Source organism: Staphylococcus delphini, assembly GCF_900636325.1.
Taxonomy (GTDB): Bacteria; Bacillota; Bacilli; order Staphylococcales; family Staphylococcaceae; genus Staphylococcus; species Staphylococcus delphini.
The window spans coordinates 2,701,384-2,716,263 of record NZ_LR134263.1; the positions used below are offsets into that span (position 1 = coordinate 2,701,384).

At 34.2% G+C, this 14,880-nt stretch carries 17 protein-coding genes and 1 pseudogene; 6 read left to right on the plus strand and 12 right to left on the minus strand.

Annotation, left to right across the window (positions count from 1 at the left end):
- Window positions 1-72 precede the first annotated feature (72 nt).
- A complete protein-coding gene (locus tag EL101_RS13865) occupies window positions 73-183 on the plus strand; it encodes a transposase (protein ID WP_420894430.1) in 111 nt (36 codons plus the stop codon).
- Between the two features lie 564 nt (window positions 184-747).
- Here the strand turns inward: EL101_RS13865 and EL101_RS12675 are convergent.
- On the minus strand, window positions 748-1,302 hold the full coding sequence (locus EL101_RS12675) for a recombinase family protein (RefSeq protein ID WP_096598621.1): 555 nt from the start codon (window positions 1,300-1,302) through the stop codon (window positions 748-750).
- Window positions 1,303-1,770: 468 nt separating this feature from the next.
- Here EL101_RS12675 and EL101_RS12680 point away from each other — a divergent pair, with 468 nt between their 5' ends.
- Entirely contained in the window at window positions 1,771-2,022 is a 252-nt protein-coding gene (locus EL101_RS12680; protein ID WP_096598623.1) for a YolD-like family protein, read from the plus strand.
- 18 nt (window positions 2,023-2,040) lie between these two features.
- On the opposite strand, the gene EL101_RS12685 is transcribed toward EL101_RS12680, so the two are convergent.
- The 7 genes from EL101_RS12685 to EL101_RS12715 all read right to left on the minus strand — a co-directional run bounded on the left by EL101_RS12685 (window position 2,041) and on the right by EL101_RS12715 (window position 7,499).
- Window positions 2,041-2,232, minus strand: coding sequence for a hypothetical protein (locus EL101_RS12685; RefSeq protein WP_096598625.1), 192 nt, complete (start codon window positions 2,230-2,232; stop codon window positions 2,041-2,043).
- A gap of 214 nt (window positions 2,233-2,446) precedes the next feature.
- On the minus strand, window positions 2,447-2,695 hold the full coding sequence (locus EL101_RS12690) for a hypothetical protein (RefSeq protein ID WP_096598627.1): 249 nt from the start codon (window positions 2,693-2,695) through the stop codon (window positions 2,447-2,449).
- 13 nt (window positions 2,696-2,708) lie between these two features.
- Window positions 2,709-3,371, minus strand: a complete 663-nt coding sequence (locus EL101_RS12695) for a hypothetical protein (protein WP_096598629.1) — start codon at window positions 3,369-3,371, stop codon at window positions 2,709-2,711.
- A gap of 18 nt (window positions 3,372-3,389) precedes the next feature.
- Window positions 3,390-3,767, minus strand: a complete 378-nt coding sequence (locus EL101_RS12700) for a hypothetical protein (RefSeq protein ID WP_096598631.1) — start codon at window positions 3,765-3,767, stop codon at window positions 3,390-3,392.
- Window positions 3,768-3,904: 137 nt separating this feature from the next.
- Window positions 3,905-4,291, minus strand: coding sequence for a VOC family protein (locus EL101_RS12705; RefSeq protein ID WP_096539667.1), 387 nt, complete (start codon window positions 4,289-4,291; stop codon window positions 3,905-3,907).
- A gap of 137 nt (window positions 4,292-4,428) precedes the next feature.
- Window positions 4,429-5,157 (minus strand): hypothetical protein, encoded by a 729-nt coding sequence (locus EL101_RS12710; RefSeq protein WP_096598633.1) that lies wholly within the window; start codon window positions 5,155-5,157, stop codon window positions 4,429-4,431.
- A gap of 248 nt (window positions 5,158-5,405) precedes the next feature.
- Window positions 5,406-7,499: an LPXTG cell wall anchor domain-containing protein gene (locus EL101_RS12715; RefSeq protein ID WP_096598635.1), complete on the minus strand. Its 2,094-nt coding sequence runs from the start codon at window positions 7,497-7,499 to the stop codon at window positions 5,406-5,408.
- Between the two features lie 254 nt (window positions 7,500-7,753).
- Here EL101_RS12715 and EL101_RS12720 point away from each other — a divergent pair, with 254 nt between their 5' ends.
- Entirely contained in the window at window positions 7,754-8,326 is a 573-nt protein-coding gene (locus EL101_RS12720; protein ID WP_096539673.1) for a hypothetical protein, read from the plus strand.
- Between the two features lie 58 nt (window positions 8,327-8,384).
- Here EL101_RS12720 and EL101_RS12725 read toward each other — a convergent pair whose 3' ends face one another.
- The 3 genes from EL101_RS12725 to EL101_RS12735 form a co-directional block, all read right to left on the minus strand.
- Entirely contained in the window at window positions 8,385-9,269 is an 885-nt protein-coding gene (locus tag EL101_RS12725) for a DMT family transporter (RefSeq protein ID WP_096598637.1), read from the minus strand.
- Between the two features lie 57 nt (window positions 9,270-9,326).
- Window positions 9,327-9,533, minus strand: coding sequence for a hypothetical protein (locus tag EL101_RS12730; RefSeq protein WP_096598639.1), 207 nt, complete (start codon window positions 9,531-9,533; stop codon window positions 9,327-9,329).
- Window positions 9,534-9,649: 116 nt separating this feature from the next.
- Window positions 9,650-10,069, minus strand: a complete 420-nt coding sequence (locus EL101_RS12735; protein WP_096598641.1) for a hypothetical protein — start codon at window positions 10,067-10,069, stop codon at window positions 9,650-9,652.
- 161 nt (window positions 10,070-10,230) lie between these two features.
- Here EL101_RS12735 and EL101_RS12740 point away from each other — a divergent pair, with 161 nt between their 5' ends.
- Both EL101_RS12740 and EL101_RS12745 read left to right on the plus strand, forming a co-directional pair.
- A complete protein-coding gene (locus EL101_RS12740) occupies window positions 10,231-11,457 on the plus strand; it encodes an MFS transporter (protein WP_096598643.1) in 1,227 nt (408 codons plus the stop codon).
- 525 nt (window positions 11,458-11,982) lie between these two features.
- On the plus strand, window positions 11,983-12,315 hold the full coding sequence (locus tag EL101_RS12745; RefSeq protein ID WP_096598645.1) for a type II toxin-antitoxin system PemK/MazF family toxin: 333 nt from the start codon (window positions 11,983-11,985) through the stop codon (window positions 12,313-12,315).
- Window positions 12,316-12,647: 332 nt separating this feature from the next.
- Here the strand turns inward: EL101_RS12745 and EL101_RS12750 are convergent.
- Window positions 12,648-13,795 (minus strand): annotated as a pseudogene (locus tag EL101_RS12750) (IS3 family transposase).
- A 363-nt stretch (window positions 13,796-14,158) separates the two neighbouring features.
- Here EL101_RS12750 and EL101_RS12755 point away from each other — a divergent pair.
- The gene (locus EL101_RS12755; RefSeq protein ID WP_096598757.1) at window positions 14,159-14,836 is read left to right on the plus strand and encodes a Crp/Fnr family transcriptional regulator; all 678 of its coding nucleotides are present in this window, start codon (window positions 14,159-14,161) and stop codon (window positions 14,834-14,836) included.
- Window positions 14,837-14,880 lie beyond the last annotated feature (44 nt).

Sequence of the window (14,880 nt, forward strand, 5' to 3'; positions counted from 1 at the left end):
GATTTAGCAAGGAATACTACTGAGTTTGAAGATATTATTTCAATTTCAGATATCAGATAACTTACAGCTGCATTGCTTATTGAGGAACTTGGCAACATTAGAGAATTTAAAGGAAATAAACAACTGAATTCATTTGTAGGCACTGATATTAAATATTATCAATCAGGAACTTCAAATAGTTGAGATACGATTAATAAAAGAGGAAATAAAAAAGGAAGGCGTTTATTATATTTAATCATTATGAACATTCCTAGGGGAAGAAAACATTATCAAAATCACATCGTAGATTATTATTATAACTTAAAAGAGCAGCCTCATGGGAAATACCACAAGACTGCCGTAATAGCAAGTATCAATCGCTTATTAAAGACCATTCACTACTTGATAGTCAATGATAAATTATATGATTATCATAGAACACCACACTAACGAAACCATATACTCAAATACATCATAACACCTTATTCAAAGTAATAAAAATTGGATGGTCAAATTCAGTAATATCAATTTTAATTATTTAACCATTGACAAATCGTAAGAAGAGGACAGGTACATCAAATACAGACAATCTTGTCATTTTCAATATATCATATTACTACTGTTTCTCCTGCAAATCTAATAATAGAATAGCTATTAATTGACTATTCTTTTCCCATATAACCTTTAATTCAATGTTTTGTAACGAATATCAATAGAATTATTTATAACTTGTATAAGTAACAAATGATTCTATATTAATTCTTTGTGTTATGTCAAATCTTTTATAACACGATAAACCGTAGATCGACTAACACCAGTTTGCTTAGCAATTTCTTCCCCTGTAAGTTTCTGTTCATCATATAAGAATTTGATTTCTCGTTTTTTATAGTCAGGTAGTGATGGTCTTCCTCCTTTGTGACCTCTAGCTCTTGCAGCCGCAAGTCCCTTCTTAGTTCGTTCACTCAATAAATTAGCCTCTAATTCAGCAAAAGCACTCATCATTGTAAAAAACATTTTCCCCATAGCATCTTTTGTATTGATATTCATATTAATGATATGAAGTTCAATATGATTATCTTCAAACCACTGAGAAAGTTCTATTAATTGTTTAGTGGTTCTTCCCAATCGATCTAACTTATATATAACTAGTGTATCCCCTTCTCTCAAATATTCGAGGCATGTATCAAGTTCTGTTCTTTTAAATTTTCTGCCGCTCACTTTTTCGCTGAATATTTTAGTGCACCCATACTCTTTTAAAGCATCAATCTGACTGTCTAGTTTTTGATCTTGTGTAGAAACACGAGCGTAACCAACGTTTGCCATAGATTACCTCCTTAATAATTTTTCGATGCAAATGAGAGCTCTACGTATTATCTCAAAATTCACGTTATTTGACAATTATAACACATAGATAAAGATACAAGTTTTGAGAATATAGAGAGAAAATAACCCTAGATATTTTGCATAATCCAGGGTCTAACTGAAAATAATTAAAGTCGATATAAATTCGTCTCAAAAACAAGTCGTTTTTTAGACAGTCAAAAGAGGTTTTTTTGTTAACATACTTTAATCAAAAACAATCTTTAAATGCTCTACAGCTCAACACATGATGTGTATAAACAATATGCCATTTTAATTGACTGACTTTTTCAAAATCCAGGTCGTCTATCGTAATATATTCATCTATATTTTCAATATAAATTCTTTTCACTGTCTATCACTTCTTTTTACTGTAATATCGCTTTACAATAAGCGAACATATGTTCTAATATTGCTGTGAGGTGTTTTTATATGAAAGTAATAAATCCTGATATGCCTGTTTTCTCTGAAGATCAGCTTAGTATTTTAAATGATAAAATTACATACATTATGCACAAGAACATTTTTTGTATTTTAAGTTATTGGCACAATGGTTATATCCAAAATATAGAGGGACTTATCGATCGAATAAACACCTTAGAAAACTACATTGCTATTACTAAAGGTCATGATAATAATGAGATAAAGATACCTTTAAATCACATCGTTAATATTGATTTTTGAAGGTCTTTTTATCTATTTTTAATCTTCATCTTTTTTCAATACGTCTTTCTTGTCATTTTTTGCCTTTTCATAAACTTCTATAATGTTAAATTTTTCATATTTAATACGCATTTCTTCTATTGTTATATTATAATTGTACTGCACTTCCTGTGCGGAAAGGAGGTGTGCTATCCTTATGTACATTTGTATGTTCATCGTTTCTTGTATCATATGTCCTATTATTACAGGTATAGTTGCAAACTATATCTATGATAAGATTAAATGATTACAAACAAAAACCCCCACAAAGCTTTGGTCGGCTGTGGGGGTTTTGCTATCCTATGCACATTGTTTCATCGTTAATTTAATTATACCGTCATTAGCGGTTTTTGTAAAACAAGTTATATATACCTTATACATTGCACTTGCTATGTATCATTATAAATCATATTAATTTAAATATTTCTCTTTGGGCTTTGGAAATAGAATAAATCATTTTACTCAACTCCTCCGCTGAATAATCTTCGATATTTTTAGAAATATTTTCTAAGCACAACGCTAATGTACCAGATTGAGAATGTGCTTCAGAAATATCCCATTGTTCAGATGCATTTCTAGCATTTTCTCTAGATAATTTACTAAAATAGCTGTAAATATCTTCGGCAACAAACATAATATCTTCAAAATCATGCATTTACATTACTCCTTTAATTATAATTCTCTTCTATATCTCTACATTTCCTTATATTAATATCTTCGCTAATAACTTCATCTATTAAAAATTCGCTATCTTCACATATAACTATAGCTTCACGTTCTACAAACAACCCCAAGTTTGTAGAACGACTCATTGGGCATAGGTTATCATAAAATAATACATTCTTAATTGGTACTTTAACTGAAACTTGTAGTTCTCTTCTATGATAGTTGGGATCTGTAGAAAAAGAATTCAATATATTACTAGTAACTTTTTGATTACCTGACTTAAACAGCTCTAATTCATTTCGATTTAGGCTCCTATATAAGATAATAAAATCATTATTATTTCGATTATCTTTCAAAAATTGTTGTGTTTCGGTGTATGCCCTGATTATGTCTTTCTTCATTTTCTCTTTTACATGAATATACTCAGATTTACTTTTAATTACTTCTATTATTTCACTTCTATACTTAAAATCTACTTTAAACTGCAACTCAAATATTTCACATATCATCTCTGTTATTAAAAACTTAGCTTCTTGTTGATTGCTATTTGAAAATATCCAATTACCAATACTCTCAAATAGCTGCTTTGCACTCTTACTTTCTTCATTATCACTGAATATCAAATAATTCAAGTATCGGTTTTCTATATAAACTTTCTTCCTCAATATTTACACCTCATGTGTCTAACCAAAACTCGATTTAATGTTATTTCTTTTTAAAATCTCATTAAGAAGGCTAAAATCATAATTTTTAATATCATTTTCTTTAGAGAGTTCTTGTTCTATATCTTTTAAAGTCTTTTCATTAATTATCCGATATAAGCATGTATTTACAGACTTTATTTTAGAGTCTTTCGGTCGTTTATAGTATTTAGCATTGATTTCAAACTGTATTGCTGCTAAAACACCATAAATAGGCTGATCCCAATATGCAATAAATAAATTAATCGCATCACTCAATTGACGTGCCACATCATTCCATTGCCTAGAGACTTTATTTATATTATCTTTCTTATTTTGATTATTGCTCTTTCTTGCTACAGCCTTTAATGGATTAAACAATGGTAATTCTTCTTGTCCTGTAAGTCTCAACAAATCTTTTGCTATATGGTAACCACAAATAAAAGTTTTTTGTTCGTCTATACCTTTCCTATTATATAAAAAGCAATAATAGCGATCTGCTTTTAAATCTTTTCTATTTATACTTGTTCAATGATTTGGATCAAGTTGCCACATGTATCGTCAAAGATGGCTAGTTTTACATCTCCCATAGTCATCGGCGCTTTTGTAAACTTAATCCCTTTCGCGGTTAAATCTTGATAGGTCGCTTCAAGATCATCTACCCCGAACATCGTCGCCGGAATACCACTCTCAAATAGACGTGTTTGGTAATCTTGCGCAATCGGATTTTGATTCGGCTCGAGCACAACTTCAACAGGATTGTCTGAGTCACGTTCCACTACCGTCAACCAACGTGCCCCACCTAAATCAATGTCATGTTTTAATTCAAAGCCTAATTGCGTTGTATAAAACTGCTTTGCTTTCTCTTGGTCATTCACAAATAAACTCGTCGCAATAATTTTCAATGTTTTTCCCTCTCTTTGTATCGTTATGATCATTTCGCTTGTTCATAGGTATCGACGCATTTAACATATTCCCTCAATACACGCGCCTCACTCATCAAAAATGGCGTATCCTTCCTGAGACACGCCATGATACATTATTAGTTTGTAATTTGAATTTTATTCGTAATCGTTGTCAACGCCGGGTCATTTTTATGCGCTTGATATAAACTTTGTGCATTCATCTCTTTACCCGTTGTTAATAGTTTTTGATAATCCACGAGTGCACCTTGCGTACCACCGACGAATACTTTATTGTCATTCACACCGATAATTGTCGCAAAGTTTCCTTTAGCCGGCATAACAGTGTAAAACTTCATCCCTTGTGGTGCATTAGGTATCGCTGGCATACGTTTCAACGTTAATTGGTTGACCTGTCTTGTCGATGTCATACCTGGACCTTGATATTCGTACACACCTTTCATAATTTCAGACTGCGTTAAACTGTAATGATCGATATCATTGCCGAAAAATGCCAATGCAATTTTAGACGTATCGTCCGCATTTTGGTGTGCTGGAGATTGTTGAGTGTTGACAGTAGCTTGATTTCCACTATTTTGAGTTTGTGCCTGATTGCCTTGCTGTTGTGTCTGCTGCTGACTGTTCATCTCATTGTTGTTTTCTGTATCTGCTGCTTGCTCCGACTGTTTTTCTTTTTCTGCTGTTGCTTTTTCTTTCTGTTCTTTTTCTGATGGGTTGTCTTTCTGATCTGCTGTTTTTTCTGTCTTGTTGTTTTGAGTCGATGCTTGCTCTTCTTTTTTAGAGTCTTTGTCACCGCATCCAGCTAACAAAAGCAATAAGGCAAAAAGTGTAAAAGCTATTCTTATCATGTTCAACACCTCACTGGCGTATATTTGGTACTATCTACTTATAAATATATCAAATAAATTTAGATATACAATAGGACTGAAGTATGAGCCGCATATTTTTTTATTCATTTACATAAAAAAAGAGAGAACGAATCGCTCTCATTCATTCTCTCTTCTATATAAATTTCTAACTGTGACGTGATATCAACAACTTGGCTCGTTTTGTCATCACGCCGATTGCTTTCTATCCTTTTTGAGATAGACCTGTTTTAAGACTGACGACGACGTTTATACCCTAACAACGCTGCGCCCGAAGCAAGCATCAATATGGACCATAACGAAACTTTCGTAGTAGAACCTGTATGGGGTAACGCTTCTTGTTTTGCTGTAAAAGACTTTTTTGATACTTTCACCGCCGTAGATTTCGCTACTGTTTCTTGTGACATCGCTTGAGTGACATCCGTCATACGTTCTGTTGTCCCATTCCATTGAAGCATCAATGTTGGCGTGTCTTTTGTCCCTTGGCTTTGCATCATTTGCAGTAACGGCAGTCTGTTTTGGAAACGGACCATATCTGCTTTGTCGCCCATGTTTTCGATAGCTGTTGTATTCATCACTTCATTGTTGTTTGATGGCTCTACAGGACTTGGCAATGTCACATCTGTTATTGGAGAAGTCGTATCATTTTCAGATGATGCCGCTTCCTTGTCCGTTTCAGACGTTTGCATTTCTTTATCCGCCTCATCAATTGGTGTTGCAGTCGATGCGGTATTGGCATCTACTTCACCATTTTCCTTAGTTTCTGCAGTGACGTCCGCCATTTCATCAGTTGATGCTGCCGCTACATTTTCATCAGCTTTTTCTACAGTAGGTGCTGCATCTGGATCTACTTCTTCCATGTCATCAGCCCATTCTGCATCTGGGTCTAAATCGTCTGTAGCATCAAAAACCATTGGGCGTAAAATTTCTTCTCTTAATTTTGCTTTCTCAGCATCTGTAAGTGGTCCATACAAAAAGGATTTTTCCGATGCACGTCCCTTTTTGTCCGCTGGGTGAATGCCCATTGTTGTTTCAGCTAACACTTGGCTCGTCTGTGGGTCTAAAACTTTAAACGTTAATACTTCTCCGTTTAACAATTGTGTCCCTGCTTCTTTCAAATCAAATGTAAAATGACCTGACGCATCTGCTTGTAATGTTGGGAAACTGCGATGTTCGCCAAGATTAGAGTCAATTTGAATGATTGCATTGCCATATTGCGTACGGCCTTCAACCTTTTTCGTACCCTCTACAATGACTTTATGATCACCGCGTGTTTCAGAATACAATACATCCCCTAATATAGGTTGTACCTCGATGCCTTGTGCAACATCAGCTAACTTTTCAATCGCTGGATGCTCGCTCAGTTGATAAACTGTTTGCGCGTCCGCTACACGTTCAAAAGGTTCTGTACGTACATTAAACACTACTGGTCCTAGCGCATCATTAGCATCATCCGATTTAAATGTTAGCGTCACGACATCGTCAGCGTGAAGTGAATACGATTTATTGTAAAGACGATTCAAATCAAATTCAAAAAAGCCTTTATCATTAATTTGACGCCAAATCCCCTCATAACGCTCTTGCCATTGGACATCATTTAAGGATTCGAGTTGCTCTGGTTTATCGCCCAAGTTGACATGTTGATTGTTAATCGCTAATGCCACTTTACCGTTGACTGAAGTGTGACCTTTAATCACGCCTGAACCTTCTAATACAGGTTCTATCCAAACTTGGTGTTGATCTGCCATAGGTTCCAAGCGTTTTTCTGGAACTGTATAGGCATTTTCGTAGCGCGGTGTTGTTACAGAAGTTTCGATACTTTCTTCATCTTCCAATTCTCCCAATACATCCAGATTGTCCGACTCGTCACTTTCTAGTACTTCTTCATCTAATTCTTCTAAGTTTAATGGGGCCGTTGCTTCAACATCCACTTTTTGATTGTAAACAATTTTGCGCCCTTTTAAGTCGTATGTAAATTTACCTTCGTCATCTGACACGACTTCCTCGTAATCTTCATCTAATGAGACGATATCTTTATTGTCAATTTTGATTGAAATCGCTTTGTTCGGCTGCGTATAGCCGGAAACTTGTGTATCTCCTGGACGTACTTCATCAAGTTGAATGGCCTGCGCTTGTTGAAGTGCAACAGATTCTGATACGCCTTCTTTTTCTTCTGATGCAACACTTTGTTCTTCCGTTTTCACTTCTGTCTCTGTATTTTCAGATGCTTCTGCCGTCCCATTTGAAATGACAAAAATCATCGCAGCAGCCGTTGAAACCAAACCCACTTTTAATTTTCTTAATTTATAATTTTCTTTTAACATCCTTAACCTCACCTACAATAATATTCAATACTTATTAAATTTAATACATTAAATGGGCAAATGATATTAACTGAATATTAACTAAGCATTAAATTTATTCACTTCTCAGTTTATAGGTTTTTAAGCATAATAATTCAAGGCACATTGCAGCGACGTACGACTCAAATCATCCCAACACATTTCGCTTTGAATACATCGTTTTGAACAGGTACAATCAACCTATAAAACAACTTAACGAAAGTAGGCGATGCGTGATGTATTTATTAGAATTACAACAATATGACACACGGCAAGTCGTAGGTATTTTCAAAACGGAAGAAGAAGTCAAATCATGGTTAGAGGCCGTCGACAGCATGAAGTTACATACAGAAACAATAGAAGGTATACAGTTCGAAACGTATTATTTAGAATATGAGGATTTACCTGATTATCAAGAAGTGCATTGGCAAAACAGTCACTTTATTTTAAGTCGCTATTCATTTTCTGCCAATGAAGGAGACATTATCGCGGTCTACAATCCAGTAGCGGTCCTTTCCGATACAACTGGCCTTGTCCCTGGTCAAACGAAAGTCGGTTCTTACAGCATTCCAAACGAAGAGGCGCACGATTACATTACCGCATTCAATGAGATGAAATCCTTTTTGCGCAATCACTTTAAGCAAGCACATCAAGACGTCGCGATACTCGGTCATGGTTCCGAAGACGGCGAATATTTAATGGTCGACGGTCGCTTCATTTGTCACGTCGAAGGTGCATTAGTCGATCAATGGTTAAACAAAAGTTCACCCGAAGCCTTTCTCAAAGCAAACCCCTTTCTATCATTGTAAGTAGAGACGTATGTTAAAAACCATTGTCTTAGATGCGCGACAATGGTTTTTAATATGTTTAATGTTGGTAAGCGTTTGATACATCTTTTTTCCTTAATGCCAAATAAGCACCGAAACAAGCTAAAACAATGCCTAAAACTAAACTCATACTCAATTGGGATTCACCCAATAATACACTCGCGATGCCCCCAATAGCTGGAAACATCGCCACCATGTAACTACTTTCCGAAGCCCCGATATTTTGAATTAATTTCAAATAAAACAGCCACGCAAGAAAAGAAGCTAAAACTGATAAATAGAGGAGACCTATCCAAAAATTCACGTCTGTAGGAACAGTATAATGTTGACCTTGGATTAACGTATAAAACAGTAAGAATAGAACAGCTCCCGCCATACCAAACGTATTTGCAAGAACCGGGTGCGTCCCTCTGTTACTATTGAACAACGACAAGACATCCCCTACAGAAGTGATGATGGTTCCAAAGATTGCCATCACAATGCCCGTAATGAACTGGCTAGACAAATGATTCAAATCAGGATACAAAATCACCATGACGCTGAGAATCCCTAAAAAACCTCCGATATAAATTTTAGGAGCAATAGCCTTTTTAAATACAATGCTGATGAGAACAGGCGTCAAAATAGACTTCATTGAGAAAATGAGCGTCACAATGGCTGCTGTACTATAAAACGTCCCGTAATAGAGCAACAAATAACTCACAGTAAAATTGCAAAGACCGAAGCCTATCACTGTTAACCAATTTACATTATTTAATGCAATACGTTGACGTAACACCCATAACAACACACTAAATAAAACTAACGCAATCATAGAGCGATAGAGGAGTGCCACTTCTAAACTTACACTTTCCCCTTGTATTTTAACCGCTATAAAATTAAGGCCCCAAATCAGCATACAAAAAATATACATCGCAGCGTTCATCGTCCCACTCCTATATTTGTTTAATCAATTTCAAGAGGTAACTTCGCTTTTATAGCTTTAAAACTTAATGTTAAGATCGCCTAGTGGAATTCTATATATAAATGCTTTCTTTTGAGCAGCAAAGATAAATGCTTTTTCAGTAACAAATAAGGAACCATTATATTCATCCTTATTATCGTATTTAAAATAAGACTTAGCAGAAGCAATAAGTTTTTCATTAAATTCTCTTGCAAACATTTCATAATCATTTTTATAATACGCCATTTTACATCCCCTATTAAGTTTAATTTGTTATTATATTAAACATACTTGTGTAAAAAATCAAATTGATTGAACTCAATATTTTTCTGCTAAGTCAACTTACAATTTAATTGGCTCCTTCACTCTTTAATCAGGTCTGTCAATTCATCAATAAATGACAGAAAAGCATGTTGAGTGACATTCAATTTAACCGCTACACCCGAATCTGTACCTGTATTAGAGTACAACATACCCGAATCATAGTGGACGTAAAGTATGATTTCATCGCCTTCAAGATGAATCACAGACAAATAGAGATCGGGTTCCAAAAAGTTAATGTCAGTCATACCCGTTTTTAATTCAAATTGCTGTAACTGCTGCATGTCACTCTCAAATAGCGCTAAGTCCGTTGAAACACTTTGGTTGTCAAACGTGCTCGTCACTTTGAAGTTGAAAATTTTGTCACCTTTTTCATCTATTACCGAATCCAAATTAAACGTCATTGCAACATTGTTATATTTATAAGCATTATCCTTTAAAGTAATTTCATATGTATTCAATGTCATTCCTTCTTTCGTTGTTATCATTATTTTCTGAATTTTAAGTTTGGTCTATTGTATCATTTGATCGCGCCAAGCACTACAAATTGTCAGGCTTTTTTGAAAACCATTCGAATACACGCTACAATAAACGTATTACCGGAAATATGGGAGAAAAAACAATGTGGCATAAAATAAGTATTACGTTACGCGTACGACTGATCAGTAACTTTTTTCAAGAATTCATTACAATGGCATTTTTACCATTTATTGCATTATATTTAAGCGACTTAGCGAATCCAAAATTTGCGGGGATCTTTTTGACACTACTCGTCGTCGCAAACTTTCCAGTGTCCATAGTAGGCGGACATCTTATCGAAACATTCCCTAAAAAGAAAGCTGTATTGCTCTATCAAAGTATAATGGGCACAATGCTCTTATTGATGGCAATCATCATGACCAGTTCCCATCAAAGTATCGCTCTATTTTGTATCTGTTACGCGATATACAACATTGTTTGGGGACTCCAATATCCTGCAATGGACACGATGATTATGGACGCCATCACACCTGATATCGAAAACTTCATTTATAAAATCGATTACTGGCTGACAAACGTGGCAACTGCGCTCGGAGCATTAATTGGTGGACTTTTATACCACAATTATAAGGCAACACTATTATTTCTAGCGTTTCTAATATTTTTTGCTGTCTTTGGCGCGCTTTGGAAGTGGCTCCCTAAAGATCACGGTCACTTTTCCAACGATCTCACTACCATTCATCCAATCAGAATCATAAAAAGTTATGATACCGTACTGAAAGATCGCCGGTTCATTTTTATGACGCTCGGTTTCAGTATATTGATGATGGGAGAACTTTCTGCGTCTTCGTACATTGCGATACGATTGAAAGAGACCTTCAATCCTATCCATTTTGCATATTTAAACATTGATGGCGTTAAAATGTTTTCTATACTGATGGTTGTGAACACGGTCATTGTCATCTCTTGTACATATATCATTTCTAAGTGGTCCATGTCATACAATCAAAAATATATTTTGTTACTTGGCATGGTCATGTACGTCGTCGGTTATGCGAGTGTCACCCATTTGAATCACTTTTATTTACTCATTGTATTCATGATGGTCGCAACGATTGGAGAAATCATATACGTCCCTATTTTTGATGTCAACCGCTTCAAAATGATACCTGAAAATAAACGAGGAACTTACTCCGCCTTTAATTCGTTAGGCTTTAACTTATCTGAACTCATCGCGCGTTTTGGTATATTATTAGGCGTATTTTTAACATCTTGGGGAATGGCAATCTACATGCTTATCATCTTGAGTATTGGTGCTTATTGCATCTATAAAGCCATTTATGGGGACTTTCAGCAGCGTTCCGTTTAGAAGCGTGTGAGCTGTCACCACGGAAATTAAAATGCGTGGCTGAGTTTTTAATGCATTAATGATTTCATGAGCTAAAACACATAAGAGAATGAGAAAAATACTGCTCAACTTGTTGCCGACAAACTAACGTTAAATACTATTGCCTAAAAATAATTTACCACAACCTATGATCATAGGCAAGCCCAATATAAAGGGGTGCTGAAATCATAGGTTTTTGTTTTAAATATACACTTAAACAGTACAAAACGATTATAGTATCATCCTATTTATAATTAATCCTTCTAAATTTAAGCTCTCAAAGTCTTTTAAAATTTAATTAAAAACTAGCAAACTCCTTATTAATAGCCAATCTTTTACATTTTATGCTCTAAAGCATTAATAATAACTTTGTCACCAACAAAACTGAGTATCCCAAGACTAACTATTATGATATAATATTTCAAATCAAATTCACTGCAACAGAATTATTGTTTTTACACTTATAGGTGTATCTATTTTTTTAGAATTAAAGGGAGGTGCAACAATATGGATAAAGAAAGAGCTTATGAAATATTAGATGATACTAATGGAAAATATAAAAATTTATTCGACAGTGGCAATGAAAGGTTTATTACTTTACCTTTTTGGTTACGTTCTCATTCAAATTTATTAACCAAAGAACTAGAAGGGAAGATTAGACCTCATTATAACCAATATAAAAGAGGAACTATCATTTATGTCGATTTTGGAGTGAATATCGGCAGTGAATTATCTGGAGGTCATTTTGCTATTATATTAAATAAAAAAGATAGTAAAAAAAGCAGCACTTTAAATGTCATACCTCTAACATCAAAGAACAAAAACATTTTTTACCGATAGATAAAACTATTTTCGACAATGCTAACAACATCTTACAATCAGAATTAAGGAATTTAGAAAACGATATTAGGGACAAAACTGAGAAAATCGATCAACTTGTAATAGAAAAAAATGAGTTATTAGAAAAAGCCAGAAAAGGAGAGCACACTTTAAATAACAAGTTACAGGAACCCAAAATAGGTAGTGAAGTTGAAGACTTAATCAGATTAGAGGAAGAATTTGGATCTATGTCAAGAATACGGACACAGAAAAAAGAGAATTCTACCGCGCTTCGCTTGCTAGCCTAGCCCATCATGTACTTTTAAAAATCAAAAAGTACATTCTGAGCTAGGTTATTTTGTTGCGTATTTCTTCTCAAATTCAATGGGGCTCATATCATTTAACGTTGAATGCACTCTTTTGGAATTGTAAAAAGTAAGGATATACTCCACAATGCTAAACATCGCTTCATTCCTGGTTTTATAGTTCTGATGATGTATCAATTCCTTTTTGATGATACTATGAAAAGATTCTATACATGCGTTGTCGTAACAGTTTCCTTTACGACTCATGCTGCTCTGAATCCCTTTTTCACGTAGTAAATTTTGATATTCTATTGAGGCATATTGACTTCCTCGATCTGAGTGATGGATTAATCCCTCTTTAGGTTCTTGAATTGTATACGCTTTGTTTAAAGCTGACATCACAAGTTCTTTTGTCATACGAGCTGCCATCACCCAGCCAATGATTCTACGAGAAAACAAGTCCATGACTGTAGCTAAATAGAGCCATCCTTCTTTTGTGTATACATACGTGATGTCAGCCACCCAAACACTGCCAAGTTGTGATACTTTAAACTGTTGATTCAATAAATTAGGGTAGACAGGAAGATGATGCTTTGAATGGGTCGTTGCCTTGTATTTCTTTTTTGTGATAGACCTTATACCGAGCTCCTTCATCAATCTACTGACAGTTCTTTGGGTTACAGTATGGCCATGACTCCTCAGTATTTGTGTGATTTTGGGGCTTCCGTATCGCTTTTGACTCTTAATATAAATTTGATAAATATGCTTCTTCAAACCATCACGTTTTACTATACGCGCACTTGGCTTGCGATTTTTCCAATCATAATAACCACTTTTCGAAACACCAAGGACTTGGCACATCTTCACAACGCGAAATTCATGTCGGTGTTCATAAATAAACCTGTATATTACTTCTGGTCTTTGGCAAAGATGTGCATAGCCTTTTTTAAGATTTTATTCTCTTCTTCTAAATCTCTTAATCGCTTTTCTAAATCTGCTTCTGCTTGTTTATTTGACGTACGTTTACCGCTACCGACAAAACCTTTTTCACCGTCTTTACGGTATATACTCAGCCATCTTGTTAACGTTTGAATAGGAATATCTAGATCTCTAGAAACTTCTGAGGCACGTCTCCCTGATTCGACTAATTGAATTGCTTCCATTTTAAAGCTATGATCGTATTTTCTTCTCGCCATCACTGACACTCCTATAAATTGATTTCTTTTATTATACATGAAATTCCTATCAATTTACCGTGTCCGTTTCTTAGTCTAGCATCATTGTTTTCTGTACACTCTCTTTTTATGTCTAATAAGTAAATATTATATATATTTTTGTGTTCATAAACCCAACAAAGAATCTATGTTCACAAAAGACCTTAGAATTAAGTTATGGTACACTAATTGTGTATATAGGGGGTTCGTATTTTGAAAATAGGTTCTCACAGCGTTCTAAAAGTACATGTCAGTTAGCTGAGAAAGTAGCAATATGTAAATGATAATGCACTATATTTCGAAACGAAGTTAGAGCCTTATTTAAAAAAAAGGGGACGTTTTGCAATGTTAAAGTTGAACAATGAGTTATTTAGTCTAATAAAAAAATATGGAGACCGTAAAAGTTTTATACACGATGAAATTGTTCATTTAAATAATGGAGAAAAATTTTTATATGCTTTCGAAAAAGGGGTAGCTTTTTTAAAGCATACAGATATCACGGGTAAAGTTCTATTATCAAAAATATGTAAAAAAGGAAGCGTTTATATGGAGACTATTGATGATATCCAAATAAACTATCACTTATTTTTCAAAGAAAATACTACTTTATATCAAGTCTCTATTAATAAATTAAAAAAATATATTGATAATGATAATCTTAATACATTAATTTTAAAATATATATATAATGAAGTTAGAAAAAGAGAATTAACTATAAGAGACTATACTTTTTACGGTAAAAAGGGAATGATTCTCTCTAATCTAGTTCGATTAGCCAATTCTTTTGGAAAAACACTCAAAAATGGAACTATATTAATAGATGTTAAATTAACACATGAAGACCTTTCACAATTATGTGGTATGAGTAGAGAAAGAGTAACCAAAACAATATCTAAATTAAAAAACGATAATATTCTAGATTATGATAAAAAGAGCAAAAAGTTTATTATCTTAGATTTAGAATCAATTAAAAATCAGATTAACTGTGAAGAATGTCCTTTAAACTTTTGTAATATTTGTTAATTTTTTAATAAAGCTTAAGCGACTAGATAGATATATTATGATTG

Excerpts from the sequence above, each read along its gene's own strand:
- EL101_RS12675 (WP_096598621.1), bottom strand. The coding sequence starts at position 1,302 with ATGGCAAACGTTGGTTACGCTCGTGTTTCTACACAAGATCAAAAACTA.
- EL101_RS12680 (WP_096598623.1), top strand. The coding sequence starts at position 1,771 with ATGAAAGTAATAAATCCTGATATGCCTGTTTTCTCTGAAGATCAGCTT.
- EL101_RS12685 (WP_096598625.1), bottom strand. The coding sequence starts at position 2,232 with ATGATACAAGAAACGATGAACATACAAATGTACATAAGGATAGCACAC.
- EL101_RS12690 (WP_096598627.1), bottom strand. The coding sequence starts at position 2,695 with ATGCATGATTTTGAAGATATTATGTTTGTTGCCGAAGATATTTACAGC.
- EL101_RS12710 (WP_096598633.1), bottom strand. The coding sequence starts at position 5,157 with ATGATAAGAATAGCTTTTACACTTTTTGCCTTATTGCTTTTGTTAGCT.
- EL101_RS12715 (WP_096598635.1), bottom strand. The coding sequence starts at position 7,499 with ATGTTAAAAGAAAATTATAAATTAAGAAAATTAAAAGTGGGTTTGGTT.
- EL101_RS12720 (WP_096539673.1), top strand. The coding sequence starts at position 7,754 with ATGTATTTATTAGAATTACAACAATATGACACACGGCAAGTCGTAGGT.
- EL101_RS12725 (WP_096598637.1), bottom strand. The coding sequence starts at position 9,269 with ATGAACGCTGCGATGTATATTTTTTGTATGCTGATTTGGGGCCTTAAT.
- EL101_RS12730 (WP_096598639.1), bottom strand. The coding sequence starts at position 9,533 with ATGGCGTATTATAAAAATGATTATGAAATGTTTGCAAGAGAATTTAAT.
- EL101_RS12740 (WP_096598643.1), top strand. The coding sequence starts at position 10,231 with ATGTGGCATAAAATAAGTATTACGTTACGCGTACGACTGATCAGTAAC.
- EL101_RS12745 (WP_096598645.1), top strand. The coding sequence starts at position 11,983 with ATGGATAAAGAAAGAGCTTATGAAATATTAGATGATACTAATGGAAAA.
- EL101_RS12755 (WP_096598757.1), top strand. The coding sequence starts at position 14,159 with ATGTTAAAGTTGAACAATGAGTTATTTAGTCTAATAAAAAAATATGGA.